General features: G+C 64.6%; 13 protein-coding genes. 9 read left to right on the top strand and 4 right to left on the bottom strand.

Features of this window, described 5'->3' with window-relative positions; all coding sequences use genetic code 11:
- Window positions 1–22 precede the first annotated feature (22 nt).
- From hemL to ABNU97_RS07665, 7 genes are all read left to right on the top strand, one after another.
- Window positions 23–1,345 carry a glutamate-1-semialdehyde 2,1-aminomutase gene (hemL, locus tag ABNU97_RS07695; protein ID WP_348766158.1) on the top strand — a complete coding sequence of 441 codons (1,323 nt, stop codon included), beginning with the start codon at window positions 23–25 and terminating at the stop codon, window positions 1,343–1,345.
- A 162-nt stretch (window positions 1,346–1,507) separates the two neighbouring features.
- Window positions 1,508–3,553, top strand: coding sequence for a VTT domain-containing protein (locus ABNU97_RS07690; protein ID WP_348766157.1), 2,046 nt, complete (start codon window positions 1,508–1,510; stop codon window positions 3,551–3,553).
- Window positions 3,554–3,628: 75 nt separating this feature from the next.
- Window positions 3,629–4,597, top strand: a complete 969-nt coding sequence (gene ftsY, locus ABNU97_RS07685) for a signal recognition particle-docking protein FtsY (protein WP_348766156.1) — start codon at window positions 3,629–3,631, stop codon at window positions 4,595–4,597.
- 19 nt (window positions 4,598–4,616) lie between these two features.
- The gene (gene ftsE / locus ABNU97_RS07680) at window positions 4,617–5,282 is read left to right on the top strand and encodes a cell division ATP-binding protein FtsE (RefSeq protein WP_348766155.1); all 666 of its coding nucleotides are present in this window, start codon (window positions 4,617–4,619) and stop codon (window positions 5,280–5,282) included.
- A gap of 4 nt (window positions 5,283–5,286) precedes the next feature.
- Window positions 5,287–6,282, top strand: a complete 996-nt coding sequence (gene ftsX / locus ABNU97_RS07675; RefSeq protein WP_348766154.1) for a permease-like cell division protein FtsX — start codon at window positions 5,287–5,289, stop codon at window positions 6,280–6,282.
- A gap of 117 nt (window positions 6,283–6,399) precedes the next feature.
- Window positions 6,400–7,278: an RNA polymerase sigma factor RpoH gene (gene rpoH, locus ABNU97_RS07670; RefSeq protein ID WP_348766153.1), complete on the top strand. Its 879-nt coding sequence runs from the start codon at window positions 6,400–6,402 to the stop codon at window positions 7,276–7,278.
- A gap of 101 nt (window positions 7,279–7,379) precedes the next feature.
- Window positions 7,380–8,927: a glucan biosynthesis protein gene (locus tag ABNU97_RS07665; protein WP_348766152.1), complete on the top strand. Its 1,548-nt coding sequence runs from the start codon at window positions 7,380–7,382 to the stop codon at window positions 8,925–8,927.
- A 40-nt stretch (window positions 8,928–8,967) separates the two neighbouring features.
- Here ABNU97_RS07665 and ABNU97_RS07660 read toward each other — a convergent pair whose 3' ends face one another.
- The 4 genes from ABNU97_RS07660 to ABNU97_RS07645 all read right to left on the bottom strand — a co-directional run bounded on the left by ABNU97_RS07660 (window position 8,968) and on the right by ABNU97_RS07645 (window position 15,183).
- Complete coding sequence (locus ABNU97_RS07660) at window positions 8,968–12,363, bottom strand: mechanosensitive ion channel domain-containing protein (protein ID WP_348766151.1); 3,396 nt, start codon at window positions 12,361–12,363, stop codon at window positions 8,968–8,970.
- A gap of 275 nt (window positions 12,364–12,638) precedes the next feature.
- Window positions 12,639–12,953, bottom strand: coding sequence for a hypothetical protein (locus ABNU97_RS07655; RefSeq protein WP_348766150.1), 315 nt, complete (start codon window positions 12,951–12,953; stop codon window positions 12,639–12,641).
- Window positions 12,937–14,055, bottom strand: a complete 1,119-nt coding sequence (locus ABNU97_RS07650) for an acyl-CoA desaturase (protein ID WP_348766149.1) — start codon at window positions 14,053–14,055, stop codon at window positions 12,937–12,939. Before ABNU97_RS07650 ends, ABNU97_RS07655 begins: the two co-directional genes overlap by 17 nt.
- 66 nt (window positions 14,056–14,121) lie before the next feature.
- Window positions 14,122–15,183: a ferredoxin reductase gene (locus tag ABNU97_RS07645; RefSeq protein ID WP_348766148.1), complete on the bottom strand. Its 1,062-nt coding sequence runs from the start codon at window positions 15,181–15,183 to the stop codon at window positions 14,122–14,124.
- Window positions 15,184–15,352: 169 nt separating this feature from the next.
- Here ABNU97_RS07645 and ABNU97_RS07640 point away from each other — a divergent pair, with 169 nt between their 5' ends.
- The gene (locus tag ABNU97_RS07640) at window positions 15,353–16,027 is read left to right on the top strand and encodes a TetR family transcriptional regulator (protein WP_348766147.1); all 675 of its coding nucleotides are present in this window, start codon (window positions 15,353–15,355) and stop codon (window positions 16,025–16,027) included.
- A 38-nt stretch (window positions 16,028–16,065) separates the two neighbouring features.
- Window positions 16,066–16,828, top strand: a 763-nt coding sequence (locus tag ABNU97_RS07635; protein WP_348766146.1) for a dihydrodipicolinate synthase family protein, incomplete at its 3' end; no start/stop codon positions are given.

Here is a 16,828-nt window from a genome sequence, read left to right as displayed (position 1 = left end):
AATCTTCGCAGGAGTATTTTCGATGAGCGCATCCGAGACACAGTGGCAGCGCCCCGGTCCGCGTTCAGCCCAACTGTTCGAACGCGCCTCGCGGGTAACGCCCGGGGGCGTGAATTCGCCGGTGCGCGCCTTTGCCGGCGTCGGCGGCACCCCCGCCTTCATCGAGCGCGCCAGAGGGGCCTATATCTACGACGTCGACGGCAATGAGTACGTCGACTATGTGGGCTCGTTCGGGCCCATGATTCTCGGCCATGCCCATCCCGACGTGGTCGACGCGGTACAAAAGCAGGCGGCCAAGGGGCTGTCCTTCGGCGCGCCCACCGGCCTGGAAACCGAGCTCGCGGAACTGGTGTGTTCCATGGTCGACTCGATCGAGTCGGTGCGCATGGTCAACTCCGGCACCGAAGCCGCCATGACCGCCCTGCGCCTGGCGCGCGGCTATACCGGCCGCAAGAAGATCCTCAAATTCAAGGGCAACTACCACGGCCACGTCGATGCCCTGCTCGTGGATGCCGGTTCCGGCGCACTCACGCTCGGCATTCCCGGCTCGCCGGGCGTGCCCCAGGCGGTGGTCGAAGACACCCTGTCGGCGACCTATAACGATCTGGATTCGGTCGTACAGGCATTCGATGCGCACGGCGACGATATCGCCTGCGTGATGGTCGAGCCGGTCGCCGGCAACATGAACTGCGTGCCGCCGGCCGAAGGCTTTCTCGAAGGCCTGCGCGAACTGTGCGATCGCTACGGCGCGCTGCTGATCTTCGACGAGGTCATGACCGGCTTTCGCGTGCATCCCGGCTGTGCCCAGGCACATTTCGGCGTCACCCCGGACGTGACCGCGCTGGGCAAGATCGTGGGCGGCGGCATGCCCGTGGGCGCGGTCGGCGGCCCGACCAAGGTCATGGAAACCCTGGCACCGACCGGTCCGGTCTATCAGGCCGGCACGCTGAGCGGCCATCCGCTCGGCATGGCCGCCGGTATCGCCACGCTGTCGCGACTCAAGGACGGCGCCGTCCACAAGGCCATCGAGCCGCAGCTGGACACGCTGCTCGCCGGCCTCGACGAACGTGCGGCCAAGCACGGCGTCCCGTTCATGACCCAGCGCGTGGGGGCCATGTTCGGCATGTTCTTCACCGACGCCAAGCAGGTCAGCCGCTTCGACGACGTGGCCGCCTGCAATACCGAAGCCTTCTCGCGTTTCTTCCACGAAATGCTCGATCACGGCGTATATCTGGCCCCGTCGGCGTTCGAGGCGGCCTTCATCTCGCATGCCCATGACAACGTTGCGATCGCGCGTACCCTGGATGCGGCCGATGCAGCGTTCGCCGCGCTCGCGCGCGATTGAACGGGCCGGCATCCTGAAATGTCGTGCATGGGCGCTGCCTGGGTAACGGCCGTCTATAAACCGGCACAGCCCATGCACAGGCGAGCCGGCGACCGGCCGCCGATTGGCCGGTCGCGAACGATAAGGCACGGTTTTTTGCGCTCGGCTGGCAGGGGCTGACGCATGGGACACGAGTTGTTTGCCGCCCTGCTTGCCTGGGTGCAGGCCCATCCGCTGGCCGCGCTTGCACTGGTCTTTGCGGTTGCTCTCGGCGAGTCGCTGTTTCTGTTTGGCCTGCTGGTGCCCGGCGCGCTGTTCATGTTCGCCTTCGGCGCCCTGATCGGCGCCAATCTGTTGCCGCTGGGCGCCACGTTCGCGGTGGCCATCATCGGCACGCTGGTGGGCGACGGCGCCAGTTTCGCCCTCGGCCGACGCTATCGCGGGCGGATATCGTCCCTGCCCGGCTTCGCGCGTGCACCGACGTTGGTGGCACGCGGCGAACGTTTTCTGGCCGATCATGGCGGCAAGGCCATCATCATGGGGCGCTTGATCGGTGCGCTGCGTCCGGTGGTGCCCACCGTGGCAGGCGCGGCAGGGCTGTCGACGACCCGCTTCGTAATCATGGACCTGATCGCGACTGCGATCTGGGCGCCCTGTTATATCCTGCCGGGCGTGGTGTTCGGCGCATCGCTGGATCTGGCTGCCCAGGTCGCCACGCGCCTGGCGATCCTGCTGGTAGCGGTGGTCGCCATCGTCTGGATCACCACCGTCGGCGTACGCTTCGTGCTGGTCGCCGGTCGTGTGGCCCTGCATCGCTATGCCGGCCGGCTGCTTGCCTGGAGCCGGCGCCATCGACGACGCGGGCGCCTGGGCAACGCCCTGGCCGACCCGCGCCAGCCCGAGATCCCGGCCCTAGCAATCGGCGCCGGCGTGTTGCTTTTGGCGACCGCCCTGGCCTATCTGCTGATGTGGGGCTGGCAACGCCCGGTCTTCCCCGGCCGCTTCGATGCGCTGGCTTTCTACATCGTTCAGAGCCTGCAGACACCGATATCCGACCAGATCGCCTTTGCCATCGCGCAGATGGGTTCGCCACTGATCTATGTGCCTTTCGCGATGGTACTGGCGGCGGTGCTCGCGGTGATGGGCAACGGCCGTGCGGCCACCCACTGGGTCGTGGCACTGGGCTTTTCGGCGCTGGTCACGCTGGGGCTGCGCTGGTGGCTGGCTATTCCGGCCCCCAGCGATTATTTCCACGGCGATGCAACCGACCCGCTGTTTCTGGCCGGCGGCGGTCAGGATCTCATCCTCTGTGCCACCGTCTACGGCATGGCCGGGCTCATGATTGCGGCCGGCCAGCCGTTGACCGCACGGCCCTACTATCACTCGCTGACCGTGGCCGGCGTGGTGCTGCTGGCCCTGGCACGCCTCTATCTGGGCCTGGACTGGGCCAGCGATCTGCTCATCGGACTGGCGATCGCCTTCGTCTGGCTGAACATGCTGGTGCTCAGCTATCGCCGCCAGCGCCCGGCACGCGTAGGCGGTGCGCCGGTACTTACCGTGCTCGCCGGCTTTGGCATGATCGCGGTGGTCGCCGGCATTCTGCCGGATACCACCTATCGCGCCTGGGCCAAGGCCGAAGCCCAACGCACCCCCGATCTGGTGGCGCGCTGGGATATCGACGGTTATCACCAGCTTGAGGCCCGTATCAAGGATCTTGCCGGGCGCGACAGCGCGCCCCTGAATGTGCAAGTAGCCGCGCACGCGCCGGAACTTCGCCGCCTGCTCGGCAAGGCCGGCTGGCAGCCCGCGCCGGCGCTGGGCATGAGCCAGCCGCTGCACTGGCTGGTCAGCGATAGCGATATCCGGCAGTTGGCGGTGCTACCGCGTATCCATGACGGGCGACAGCCGACGCTGACGCTGGTACACGACGCGCCCGATACGCAGCACAGCCGCCGGGTTCTGCGGCTCTGGCCGACCGGGCGCGAGCGAGACTCCGACCGGCGCCCCCTGTGGGTGGGCATGACCGATATCCAGCGTGTCACCCAGCGCTTTCATCTACTCGCCACCGCGGCCGACCAGCATCGCTATGCCGCGGCCCAGGCCGCCCTGGTCGCCGATCTCGACGCGGCCGGCGTAGAGTCACGGGTCGTCAAAACCGATGAAGAGACGATCGTACTCATCGACACGCCCCGAGCCGCGGGCGATGCTAAAGTAACGCCCGATCCGTAACCTGCGCCGTCGTTGTTCGCAGCGATTGCGTGCAGCGTTTCGTCCACGTTTCACAGCCCAAGCAGCGCATTCTCCATGGCCAACGTCGATCCCAAGGCGCGCAAGTCCTCCAAACTCAAGCAACCGGGTTTTTTCACCCGTATGCGAGCCAGCCTCAACAAGGGCGACTCGTGGCTGACCTACGACCTGCGCAATCTGCTGCCCGGCGAAACCGTCGACCAGGATGCGCTCGACGAACTCGAAACCCAGCTGCTGCTGGCCGATGTCGGCGTCGAGGCCACCGGTCAGGTCATGCACCGCCTGCAGGTGATGTTCGACGGCGGGCGCCTGCGTACCGGCAAGGATCTGGGCAAGGCGCTGCGCGAACACCTGGGCGCGATTCTCACCCCCTGCGAAGAGCCGCTGACCATTCCCGAGCACACGCGCCCGTTCGTGATCCTCATGGTGGGCGTCAACGGCGTGGGCAAGACCACCACCATCGGCAAGCTGGCCAAGAAATTCCAGGACGCCGGCCAGTCGGTGATGCTCGCCGCCGGCGATACCTTCCGAGCGGCGGCGGTCGAACAGTTGCAGGGCTGGGGCGAGCGCAACCATGTGCCGGTGGTCGCCCAGGGCAGCGGCGCGGACTCGGCTTCGGTGGTGTTCGACGCGTTCGCGCGCGCCAAGGCGCGCGGTATCGACGTATTGATCGCGGATACGGCCGGCCGCCTGCATACGCAGGGCCACCTCATGGACGAACTCAAGAAGATCAAGCGTGTGCTGGGCAAACAGGACGAATTCGCCCCGCACGAGGTCATGCTGGTGGTGGATGCCACCACCGGCGGCAATGCATTGCAGCAGGCGGTCGCCTTCCATGAAGCGGTCGGCCTGACCGGCATTACCATCACCAAACTCGACGGCACCGCCTCGGGCGGCATCGTGTTCGCGATCGCCAAGCGTCTGGGGCTGCCGTTGCGTTTCATCGGCATCGGCGAGAAAGTCGAGGATCTTGGGGTGTTCGAATCCGAGCACTTCATGGACGCCCTGTTCGATCGCAGCAAGTAGCGCTGCCCGTGTTTCGCCCATGACCGATATCGTCGCCTTCAAAAACGTCGTCAAACGCTATCCCGGCGGCAAGATCGCGCTCGATGGCATATCGCTGCATCTGGAGCGCGGCGAGATGGCGTTTCTGACCGGCCATTCCGGGGCCGGCAAATCGACGCTGATGAAACTCATCGGTCTGATCGAGCGTCCGACGCGTGGCCAGGTGGTGATCAACGGTACCAACCTGGCGGCGGTCAAGCGTCGTCAGATCCCGCGCTATCGTCAGCGCCTGGGCCTGATCTTTCAGAACTACAATCTGTTGTTCGATCGCACCGTATTCGACAACGTGGCGCTGCCGCTGGTCATTCGCGGCCTGGGCCGTGCCGATATCGCCCGGCGGGTGCGAGCCGCACTCGACACGGTCGGCCTGCTCTCGCACGAGCGCAAGTTCCCGATCACGCTTTCCGGCGGCGAACAGCAACGGGTGGGCATCGCCCGCGCCGTGGTCGACCGGCCCTATCTGCTGCTCGCCGACGAACCGACCGGCAATCTGGACCCCGCTCTGTCGGCCGATATCATGCGCCTGTTCATGCGCCTGAACGAGGCCGGCACCAGCATCATGATCGCCACCCATGCCATCGACCTGGTCGAACGCATGGGCCATCGCCGGATTCGCCTGGATCACGGTCACCTGGAGGACGGCTAGCCCCATGGCACGCAGCAGCGACCAACCGACCCGCAGCGCGGCCCAGAGCAACCGCCGGCGCAGCCTGCCCAGCACCCTGGCCGCACCGGCACAGGGATGGATGAGTTCGCATGCGCGCTGTCTGATCGAAAGCCTCGGCCGGCTTTACCGGCGCTGGCTGGCAAGCCTGCTCACGGCCACGGTCATCGGTATTGCCCTGGCCTTGCCGGCCGGGCTGTACGTGCTGATGAGCAACCTCGACACGCTCTCGCAGAGCTGGCATCGCGCGGTACAGGCATCGCTGTATCTGCAGGACGATCTGTCGATCAGCGACGGGCAGGCCCTGGCCGAGCGACTGGGCGCGCGCGACGATGTCGATGCCAGTACCTATATATCCGCCCAGGCGGGCCTGGAGCAATTTCGCGAGTCGTCCGGCTTCGGCGCGGCCCTGGATGCGCTCGAGGACAATCCGCTACCGGCCGTGATCACCATCAATCCGCGTTCGGATATGTCGCGCGCCGAGATCGGCGCCCTGCTGGTATCGCTTGAGGACGAACCCGGCGTGGCCCGCGCGGAACTCGATCAGGCGTGGCTCGAGCGCCTGTATGCCATTCTGTCCGTGATCGAGCGATCGGCCTGGGTGATCGGCCTGCTGCTGTCGGCGGCGGTGCTGTTCATCGTTGGCAACACGATCCGGCTGGATATCGAAAACCGGCGCGAGGAGATCGAGGTCATGAAGCTGCTTGGCGCCTCGGATGCCTTCATTCGCCGGCCGTTTCTCTACAGCGGCTTCTGGTACGGGCTGATCGGCGCCGTGCTGGCACTGGTGCTGCTGGGCATCTGTTTTCTTGCCCTGGCCCAGCCGCTGGGCGCACTCACCCGCTCCTACGACGGCGCCATGGCGGTGCACGGACTGGGCTTCGATGGCGTGCTGATGCTGCTCGGCATCGGCGTGGCCCTGGGCTGGCTGGGCTGTGTACTCACCGTGAACCGCCGTCTGGCGGCAATCGAGCCGCGATAGAGGGAACCTAACGTTTGCACCGAGGTCTTAACGTCATTCCTATGATTGCAGCATCAACAGCCGCCAATTTTTGCTAGACTGGCTGTAATACGCAAAAGTCCCAAGGAGGCTTTGCACATGGCTAACGATATCTCTCTTTCCCCCGCAAAGATGAACCTGCCGACGCTTTCGTCGGGCAGTATCGATTCCTACCTGCAGGCCGTTTCGAGTATTCCGGTGCTGGAGGTCGACGACGAGCAGCAGCTCGCGCGCAAGCTGCGTGACGACGGCGATATCCAGGCGGCCCAGAAGCTGATTCTGTCCAACCTGCGTTTCGTGGTACACGTTGCCCGCGGCTACTCGGGCTACGGCCTGCCGCTGGCCGATCTGGTCCAGGAAGGCAACATCGGCTTGATGAAGGCAGTCAAGCGCTTCGACCCGGACGTCGGCGTACGCCTGATTTCCTTCGCCGTGCACTGGATTCGTGCCGAAATCCACGAGTTCATCCTGCGCAACTGGCGTATCGTCAAGGTCGCCACGACCAAGGCGCAGCGCAAGCTGTTCTTCAACCTGCGCAGCTCCAAGAAGCGCCTGGGCTGGATGAACGACAAGGAAGTCCAGGCCGTGGCCGGCGATCTCGGCGTCAAGCCGGAGACCGTGCTGCAGATGGAGCGTCGCCTGTCGGGCGGTGATACGTCCTACAACGCGCTGCCGTCGGCCAACGATGAAGACAGCTACGCGCCCGAGGACTATCTGGCCGCCGACGACGGCTATGACCCGGCCTCGGATATCGAGAACGGCGACTGGCAGACCTATCAGCACGCGAATCTGTCGCGCGCCATGACCCAGCTCGACGATCGTAGCCGGGACATTCTCGAAAGCCGCTGGCTGCGGGAAGACGGCAAGATCGGCCTGCAGGAGCTTGGCGACAAGTACCAGGTCTCGGCCGAGCGTATCCGCCAGCTCGAGGTCGCGGCAATCAAGAAGCTACGGGGCGCGATGGTCACTGCGGCCTAGTTGCCCGATACGGCCTTCGTGCCGGGCCACGACGCATGACAATTGATCGCAGCAGAAGACGCCTGCTTGTGTCGGCAACGGCACTCGCAGGCGTTTCTTTTTTGCCGGCCTGGGCCCGAGCCGATACAGCAGCGGCGCTGCCGGCCGACGGCGAAGCCTTCGATTTCGAGGCCCTGGTTGCGCATGCGCGCGCCCTGTCGCAGCAGCCCTATCACGCGCCCGATGAGCGCTATGGGCAGCTGCTGGACGAGATCGGCTATGAAGCCTTCATGGGTATTCATACCCGCAAGGAGGCCGCACTCTGGGCCGATGACGCGACGCCGGTCACGGTCGAGTTTTTTCATCTGGACCAGAACGCCCGCACGCCGGTGGCGATCCATGTGGTCGAGTCCGGCCGTAGCCGACGTATTGCCTACGACAGCGATCTGTTTCGCTACGACGACCCGGCGCTGGCCGAACGCCTGCCGGCCGATCTCGGGTTCTCGGGCTTTCGCATGCTCGGCCGCGGCGATCCAGCCGGCGAATGGCTGGCGTTCAAGGGCGCCAGCTACTTTCGCAGCCCGGGCGGCCTTGATCAGTACGGTCTGTCGGCCCGAGGCGTGGCAGTCGATACCGGCTACGGCAATGACGAGGCGTTTCCCGACTTCAGCCAGTACTGGCTGATAAAACCCGAGCCGAACGCGACGACCATTACGATTTGTGCGCTGCTCGAAGGCGAGCACGTCACGGGCGCGTATCGCATCGTGCTGAGCCGGCCGAACGACGTGATCCTTGATATCGAGACCCGGCTGTTCCAGCGTCGCGATGTCCAGCGCCTGGGCATTGCCCCTTTGACCAGCATGTTCTGGTTTTCCGAAACCAACGCCCGCCGCGGCGTCGACTGGCGCCCGGAAATCCACGACAGCGACGGGCTCGCCATGACCACCGGCGATAACCAGCGACTCTGGCGTGCCCTGGTGAATCCGCCGCGCAGCCAGTACAGCGCCTTTCAGGACAACAGTCCGAAAGGCTTTGGCCTGCTCCAGCGCGATCGCGTGTTCGATCACTATCAGGATCCGGACGTCGCCTTCGAAAACCGCCCCAGCCTCTGGGTCGAGCCGCTGCACGACTGGGGTCGTGGTCATGTCGGCCTGCTCGAACTGCCCACGGACGAAGAGGTCTACGACAACATCAACGTTTTCTGGGTACCGGCGGGCAAGGCCGCAGCGGGCCACGCGTGGCATTTCGACTACCGCCTGTACTGGGGCGCCGATCAGCCCGATCCGCCGGCCCTGGCCCGGGTCATGGCCACGCGCACGGGCCGAGCCGGCGCCCCGGGCACCTATGAAGATCAGTCGGTGCTGGCACGCAAGTTCGTCATCGATTTCGCGGGCGACACACTCGACCAGCTGAGCGACGACGACCCGCCGCAGCCGAGCGTGCATGCCAGCCACGGCCGGATCGAGAATCCCTATGTCCAGCATGTCGAGCAAACCGGCCGCTGGCGGGTATTCTTCGACTGGAAAGGCGCCCTGCCACCCGACAATACCCCGGTCGATCTTCAGGCAACGCTACGCTACGGCGATCGCCAGATCGCCGAAACCTGGTTGTATGCCTACTATCCGGAGGCGCTGCCGCGCCAGCTTCATTCCGAAGACGCCACCGTCTGACGCGCGTCTGCCCCGGCCCCGCCCCGCCCCCTGAGACGGCTCAGCGACTACCGCGGGGCGTCGGGTCGTTCTGGTACGCCTCCGACGATGAGGCCTGGGCCTGCGGCGGCCCCTTGAACACCTTGGCAAAGGAATCGTCGACCGAGCGCAGGTGCAGATCCTGCTGCGGAAACGAGACCACCACGTCGTTGGCCCGAAACGCGGCGTGCATGCCTTTGTAGATCGCATGCTGCAGCGGCAGCAGGTTGTACAGATCGTGGTAGAAGATACGCGCTTCGTAGATGAGCGCGCTGTCGTCGTAACCCACGAAGAACACCGTGGGCGCAGGATTCTCGAGTGCCACCGGCTCGTCCTTGATGACGTCCATGATCAGCCTCTCGGCGAGCTCTGTATCGGTGTCCAGGGCCAGATGCACGCGCAGGATCAGGCGCGTGATGTCGTCGGTGAGCGTCCAGTTGATCACGGTTTCGGTGATGAACGTCTTGTTCGGGATCACCACTTCCTTGTTGTCCCAGTCGGTCACCGTGGTGGCACGAATACGGATACGCGACACCGTGCCCGTGAGCGTGCCGACGGTTACGGTGTCGCCCACCCGCACCGGGCGTTCGAACAGAATGACGATACCGGAGACGAAGTTGGCGAAGATTTCCTGCAAGCCGAAACCCAGGCCCACGCCGACAGCCGCCACCAGCCACTGAATCGACGACCAGCGAAAGCCGATCAGCGCAACCGCGCCGAGCATGCCGATGATTACGATCGCATACTGGAAAAGCGTGGCCATGGCATAGCGACTGCCCGCATCCATGGAAAAGCGCCGCAGGACGGTGATTTCCAGAAAGCCCGGCAGGTTGCGCCCCGCCAGTGCCGTGACCACGCCCAGCGCAAGCGCAAGCAGCAGCGCGCCGAGGGTGACCTGGGTGAGCTGGGTCCGCCCATCGACCTCGTTGGCGTATTGCCAGAGGGTGACGTTATCCAGCAGCTGGAGGGCCGGCAGCGTATCCGACCAGATCAGCCATAGCGCGGCCATGGCCAGCAGTGCGATCACCACCTTGATCAGGCCACGGGTCTGCTCGCTGATCTGGACGAGATCGATTTCCAGCGTATCGAGGTTCTCCGGGGTGCTCTCGCCGGCCGCGGCGGCGGCATCGCGGGTGGCCCTAGCCTCCCGTGCTTCTTCACGCCGGCGTAGCGCCCGCGTGAGTGCCAGCCGGCGCTCGGCAACCGTCAGCCAGCGTACGATCAGCGCATACAGCACGAAGCCGCCGCCCAGCAGACCTGCCGAATAGAAGAAGCGACTTTGTAGCTGTAACGCGGTGTAGTAGTAGCCCATGCCCGCCAGCCCGAACAACAGCAGCGGCAGCCCCACCGCGATCGGCAACCAGAGATAGCCGAGTCGCCAGGACGAGCCCTCTTCCGGATTGATCACCCCGGCGAGTTCACCGCGGGTGGGATGCAACAGGCGCCACGAGAAGGCCGCGATCATCAGCGAACTTGCCATGAACGCGCCGCGGCCGATCGTTTCACGCTTGCTGTCGTCGTCGAAGGCTTCGGTAAAGCTGATCAGCATCGTGGGAATGAGCAGCATCGCCAACAGCCAGCGCAACATCCGATACAGGCCGTGCCGGGCCTCTTCCGGCCACTGGAAATGGCTCTCGGCCAGACCGTACTTGCGACAAACCTGGGCAAAGGGCTCGAGAAAGAGCACCAGAATCGCGACCCGAATGAACACTTCCGCCACCGCGGTGGTAAACACGTCGCCGTTGGCGGATGTGCGCACCAGATAACCGGCCAGCAGGAGCGTCGCCACTGGCGGTATGAACAGCAATACGGTGGCAAGCGCCGCGCGCAGCGTGACCCAGAAGGTATCGTGCTGGACCTTGCCGACCGGCTCGGCCAGGCGCCGCAGACGGCTGCGCAGCGGCCTGCGCAGCAGCAACAGGGCAACGATCAGCGTCGCGCCGATCGCGGTAACGAACGGCCGCGCCCGGACACCGTCGACCAGCCGTTGCAGCACGCCAGCCCAGGACGACCATTTGAATGCCCAGGGCAGATCGTTGATCGCCCGGCCGAACCAGTCGAGGCCCAGGGTGCCGAACGACGGGAGCCAGAACAGACGCTCGTTGAGCAATCGATTGAATGAATCGACGGTCTGGTTGTATTCCGACGACAGCCGTCGCAGATCCCGTCCGATCTCGATGAACCGGCCTTCGGCACTGATCAGCAGATCAAGAATTTCGCGCCGATGGCGTAGCAGCGCGGCCAGCGATTGCTGCTCGCCTTCGCTGAGATCGGGGTTTTCGGCGATGAGCTGCGCCACACGCCGGTCGATATCTTCCAGATCCGCGCGCTGCTGTTGCAGCTGAAAGCGCTGCAGTTCGGCCGAGGCGATCTGCGGCTGGGTCGTATCCGTCGTGCTACGACTGGTCCCCGAGAGCAGCCCGGGGCGCGCGACTTCGCGGCGCTGGGCACGCAGGACGTCGCCCAACGCCACCGAGGAGCCGCCTATCTCCAGCTGGCGCTGAACCAGGCTCAGCCGCCGCTGGATATCGTCGACCCGGGTGTGCTGACGCACCTGTTCGTTGGTCAGCGACTCCGTTTGCGTGGTCAGCTGAGTGAGTTGGTCGGCAAGCTCGACGTTGCGCTGCGCGGCGTTGCTGACCGGCTCGGCGGCGGTACGCAGCTCGCTGAGCTTGTCTTCGCTGGCCGAGCGCAGCTCGATGGCGCTTTGATTCTGGCGCTGGCCGAGCGCCAGCTGAAGCGAGGCCAGCAATTCGGTGTCGTAGGCCTGACGCGCTTCGGTGAGCGCGCGTCGCGCTTCGAGTTCGCGCTGGCGCTCATCCTGGCTGCTGATCTCCTGCTGAAGGCGCTCGATTTCGGCGGTCAGCGCTTCGCGACGCGCGGCCAGTGCCGCGCTCTTCGCCTCCACCAGCAGACTGGGTTGGTCGCGCTCGATGGGACTGCTTTCGCCGTCCAGCGACCGTAGCGCCTCTCGTGCGTCAGCGAGTGCTTCGCGCGCCGCATCCGGGCGCTGCGCAAGGCGATTGAGCTGGTCACGCAGATCGGTCAGTCGCGCCTGGTTATCGGCCAGGCGTGAACTGGTCGCATCGACCCGGCTGGAGAGCGCGCTGGCCGACAGGTCGCTGAGCGTTTCGCTCGCCGGCGGCGTCTGGATCTGCTGGAGTTCGTCCGTCAACTCGCGAATACGTGCCGGGGCCTGTTCGGCCTGGGTACGCATACGTCGCGTTTCTTCGCGCGCGTTGCGCGCGGTTTCCAGCGATGAGATCGCCTCGCGGTAGGTATCCACCACCTGCTCGCGCAGCGCGGCATCCATATTGGTTTGCGAGGGCACGGTATCGACACGACTGCGCAGATCGTCGATTCGCTTGTCGATGCTTTGCTGGGCGTCGGCGACCTGGGCGACGGCAGACGCTGCCATGCAGCACAACAACCCGCACAGCACGAGCCCGGACAGCCGCATGGCCCCGTATCGACGCTTAAACACCGTTATCGCCATTGGGGTTCCCGCTCGGCTATCACTGGCGGGCGATTTTACGCGTTCGCATGCAGCACCGCGAACCGAAAAGCGCTCGTCCTTTGGTTGCGCTTTTCGGCGTGGCTCGCCGACGCGTTCGAACGGCACGCCGCGATACACTCGCCGCCAGCGCCGCGCAATCTACGCCGAAGCCGCACGTCTGGGCCTCTGCTTGACGATCAGTCGTCGCGGTCCGACGACGTCGAGGACGCCTGCTTTTCTGCCTCGCGACGGGCACGGGCGTCGTCGATGATCTCGAACATATCGGTGCCGAACTCGCCGATTTCCCGGTTCACGCCGCGAATCACATCGTAGATGCTGGCGTCGTCAGGGTTTTTCGCCGGTGTCGCTTCGGGCTTTGTCTGGCCACGCAAACGCCGCGCCCTCGCGACGACGTAACCGCCGATCAGGCGATGCACGTTTTCCACGCGCAACGCGGCCGAGTCGAAGCTCGACTCGGCCGAGTCCTTGAGTGTTTCAAGCAGCTTTAGCATAAACCGGCGCATCCGTGGATGTCGTTGGCTCCAGCGTATTGCGTTTACGACGATGCGGCAACGACATGCGCAGAATGCGCTTGACCACGCCGCCGAACTGCTTGGTGAGCGGTCCGGTGTTGTAGTTAAGACCATAGCGCTCGCAGATTTCCTGAATCTTGGGCGCGACCTCGCGATAGCGGTGCGACGGCATGTCAGGGAACAGATGATGTTCGATCTGATAGCTCAGGTGGCCCGACAGGATATGAAACGGCACGCTGCCGGTCAGGTTGGACGAACCGAGGAGCTGGCGCAGATACCACTGGCCGCGGGTTTCGTCCCGGGTTTCTTCCACGTCGAACATTTCCACCTCGTCGGTGAAATGCCCGCAGAAGATGATCAGGAACGACCACAGGTTGCGGTTCAGGTTGGCCGTAATATTGCCTGCCAGCACCGGCGCGAACATCGGCCCGGCCAGCGCCGGAAACAGCACGTAATCCTTGAGCACCTGCTTGCGCGCCTTGGCCCAGATCTCGCGCGCCTGAACGGCGGCTTCCTTGAAGGTCTTGTCCTTGCCCAGGCGCTCGACTTCCAGATCGTGCAGCGCAACGCCCCACTGGAAGAAGGTGGCCAGAGTGGCCGCGGTCAACGGCTGGGCGAGATGCTGGGGCCGCCAGGCCTGGTCCTCGCTCATGCGCAGAATGCCGTAGCCGACATCGCGATCCAGATCGACGATGTTGGTGAAGGTGTGGTGCATGTAGTTGTGCGAATGCTTCCACTGATGGGCCGGGCAGGTGTTGTCCCAATCGTAGGTCGCGGAGTCGATGGACGGATCGTTCATCCAGTCCCACTGACCGTGCATCACGTTATGCCCGATCTCCATGTTTTCGAGAATCTTGGACAGCGACAGCAGTCCGACGCCGCCGAGCCATGCGGGCGGCAGGAAACCCGCCATCAGCAGCGCCCGACCGGCGACTTCGCTATAGCGCTGGGTCTTGAGAATATTGCGGATATAGCGGGCATCGCGCTCACCGAGATCATTCATGACCTCGTCACGAACCGCATCGATTTCGCGGCCGAAGGCTTCGATATCGGCCTTGCTCAGGTGTGTGGGCTTACCCATGTGATACTCCATGACGCCGTGGCGTCGATCGTGAGAATTAGTTATAACCGCGGTCGAACGCGTGAACTAGAGTTCGACCGCCACGTCGCCCGCGGCGGCGTGGATACAAAGCTGTATGTCGCTGTCGCGCACGTCGCGAACCCGGTTGGTGCGCAGGTCGCGTACGCTGCCTTCGGCCACGCGGCACTTGCAGGCATGACAGATGCCCATGCGACAGCCGTAGTTGGGCTTCAGGCCCGCGCCCTCGGCCACTTCCAGCAGCGAACCGCTTTCGCCCGAGGCGGCGATATCGCTCTTGAGAAAACGCACCGAACCTTCGCCGTGGGCGGCTTCGCGGCGGGTCGCCGCAAACTGTTCGCGATGCAGCGGCCATTCGCTGGCAGCTGCCACCAGCGGGTCGGCTACGTCCATGAAGCCCGCCGGGCCGCACAGCCAGGTCTCGCGCGTAGCCAGATCGGGAACCAGCCGCCGCAGCGACGCCTCGTTAATCCGGTCGCCCCCGTCGGCGGTGAATACCGTTTCGACCCGCAGCCCGTGCTGGCGCTGTGCGAGCGCTTCGAGTTCAGCCGCATAGATCATGTCCGTGCGCGTACGGGCGTAGTGAACGAAGACCACATCGCGTAGCCGGTCATTCGCGATCCAGTGGCGCAGCACGCTCATCACCGGGGTAATGCCGCTACCGGCGCTGAGCAGCAGGGCCGGCTGGGCCGTGCCCGGCTCGGGATAGAAGTCGCCCTCGGCCGGGCTTAAATAGACCAGCTGACCGCGCGCGGCGTGGTCGACCAGATAGTTGCTCACCCGACCGTCGCCGTTACGCTTGACCGTAATTTCCAGCGTTTTCTGATCCGGCGCGCTGGCCACGGAAAAACAGCGGCTGTGGCGCACGCCGTCGAGATCCACGCCGAGCAGCACGTGCTGACCCGGCCGATGGCCTTGCCAGTTGTCGTTCGGCTCGATGTACAGGGTCACGCTATCCGGCGTCTGGCGCACGGCATGGATCACCCGACCCCGGGGCTCGGAGAGCGACAGCCGCCCGTCGATGAGGGCCAGATAGTCGTCCACGGACAGCGGGCTGGTCAACGCACCGACCACCGAACTACCGAGGACCTTCTTCACGACCGGGTTCATCGACACTTCCTCATGAATGTGAACACGTGTACACTTTAGGTCGGTCGCAACCCCCAAGTCAACACTTGTTCACAACACGTTCTGCGATTCTGCTCCAACGCGCCGCCGCCTGCTGTTTTCAAGCGGCCCGCAAGCGGCTAAGGTCGCTCCCCATGCCCGTAATGCATCCATGCCCCGACCCTCGCCCGTCATGAGCCGCGACGAGAAAGTGCCCTATTCACGTGCGCGCGGCGCACCGCGTCGCGGCGAAGCGCGCGAAGCGCTCATGCACGCCGCCCTCGAGCTCGTCTCCAGTGAAGCGAACTTCTCGGCGATTTCGCTGCGTCGTATCGCACGCCAGGCCGGCGTGGTTCCTACCGCTTTCTATCGGCATTTCGAGGATCTTGACGCGCTCGGTCTGACCCTGATCGAGGACACCTTCCGTTCGCTGCGCCAGATTCTCGGGGATGCGTCGCTCGCCTCCATGCCGCTGAAAGGGCTGGTACGCTATTCGGTAGAGCTGTTCGCCCACTACGTGCGCGACAATCGGCTGCTGTTCCAGTTCGTGGTCAAGGAGCGATTCGCGGGCACGGTGGCCATGCGCGAGGCCATTCACAACGAAATCGTGCTGCTCACCCATGCGCTGGCGTCCGATCTGGCCCGCTTCGACGAGTTTTCGCATATTTCGCAGGACGATCTGCGCGTGATCTCGGACCTCGTGGTCAATACGGTCATCACCCTCTCCGAGCGCATTCTCGACGTCGACCCGGACAATGCGGAAGACGATGCCCTGATGCTGCGAGCAGAAAAGCAGCTGCGGTTGATCTTCATGGGTGTCGGTCGCTGGGAAAGCCAGCCTGGCTGAACGCCCGCATCAATGATCCTATGCAACGAGGCCCGCGCGTGGACACGCGGAATCGCAATGGCAGGCATACCGATCGCACCGCAGGTGTTTTCGAAGGTCTGATCGCTTTTCCCATCACGCCGCTGGATCGTGCGGGCCGGGTGGATACCGAGGCACTGGCGGCGATTCTCGAGCCGCTCGTCCAGTCCGGTGTCGATGCGATTGGCGTATTGGGCAGCACCGGATCCTACGCCTATCTGAATGCCGGGCAGCGCCAGCACGTCATCGAAACGGCCGTAGCGCATGTGGGTGGGCGCCTGCCCATCATCGCCGGTATCGGCGCATTGACCCAGGCCGACGTTCACCATCATGCGCAACAGGCATGCGCGCTCGGCGCAGACGGTCTTCTACTGGCGCCGGTTTCCTATATCCCGTTGCGCGAGGTGGAGGTCGAGCACCTTTTCCTGGCGGTCGCCGATGCCGTCGATCGCCCGATCTGTATTTATAACAATCCTAGTACGACCGGGTTCGACTTCACCACGACCTTGCTCGCACGGCTGGCCGAACACCCGTCTATCACCGCGCTGAAACAGCCGGCACCGTCGCATGATGCACAGGCGCGTCATCTGGCCCTGCAAAAGCGGTTCGGCGAGCACCTGGAAATCGGTTACAGCGGCGACGAACTGGCCCTGGAGCCGCTGGTCGCCGGTGCCCGCAGCTGGTATTCGGTCATGGCAGGCGTATTCCCCGGTGTGTTCTGTCGAATCATGCAGGCGATCCAACAGGCCGATTACGCGGGCGCCCGTTCCTGCCATGCCCGGC

This window comes from uncultured Salinisphaera sp. (assembly GCF_964012375.1).
Classification (GTDB): domain Bacteria; phylum Pseudomonadota; class Gammaproteobacteria; order Nevskiales; family Salinisphaeraceae; genus Salinisphaera.
The sequence above is the reverse complement of the archived record's forward strand: the minus strand, read 5'-3'. Positions and strand labels throughout refer to the sequence as shown.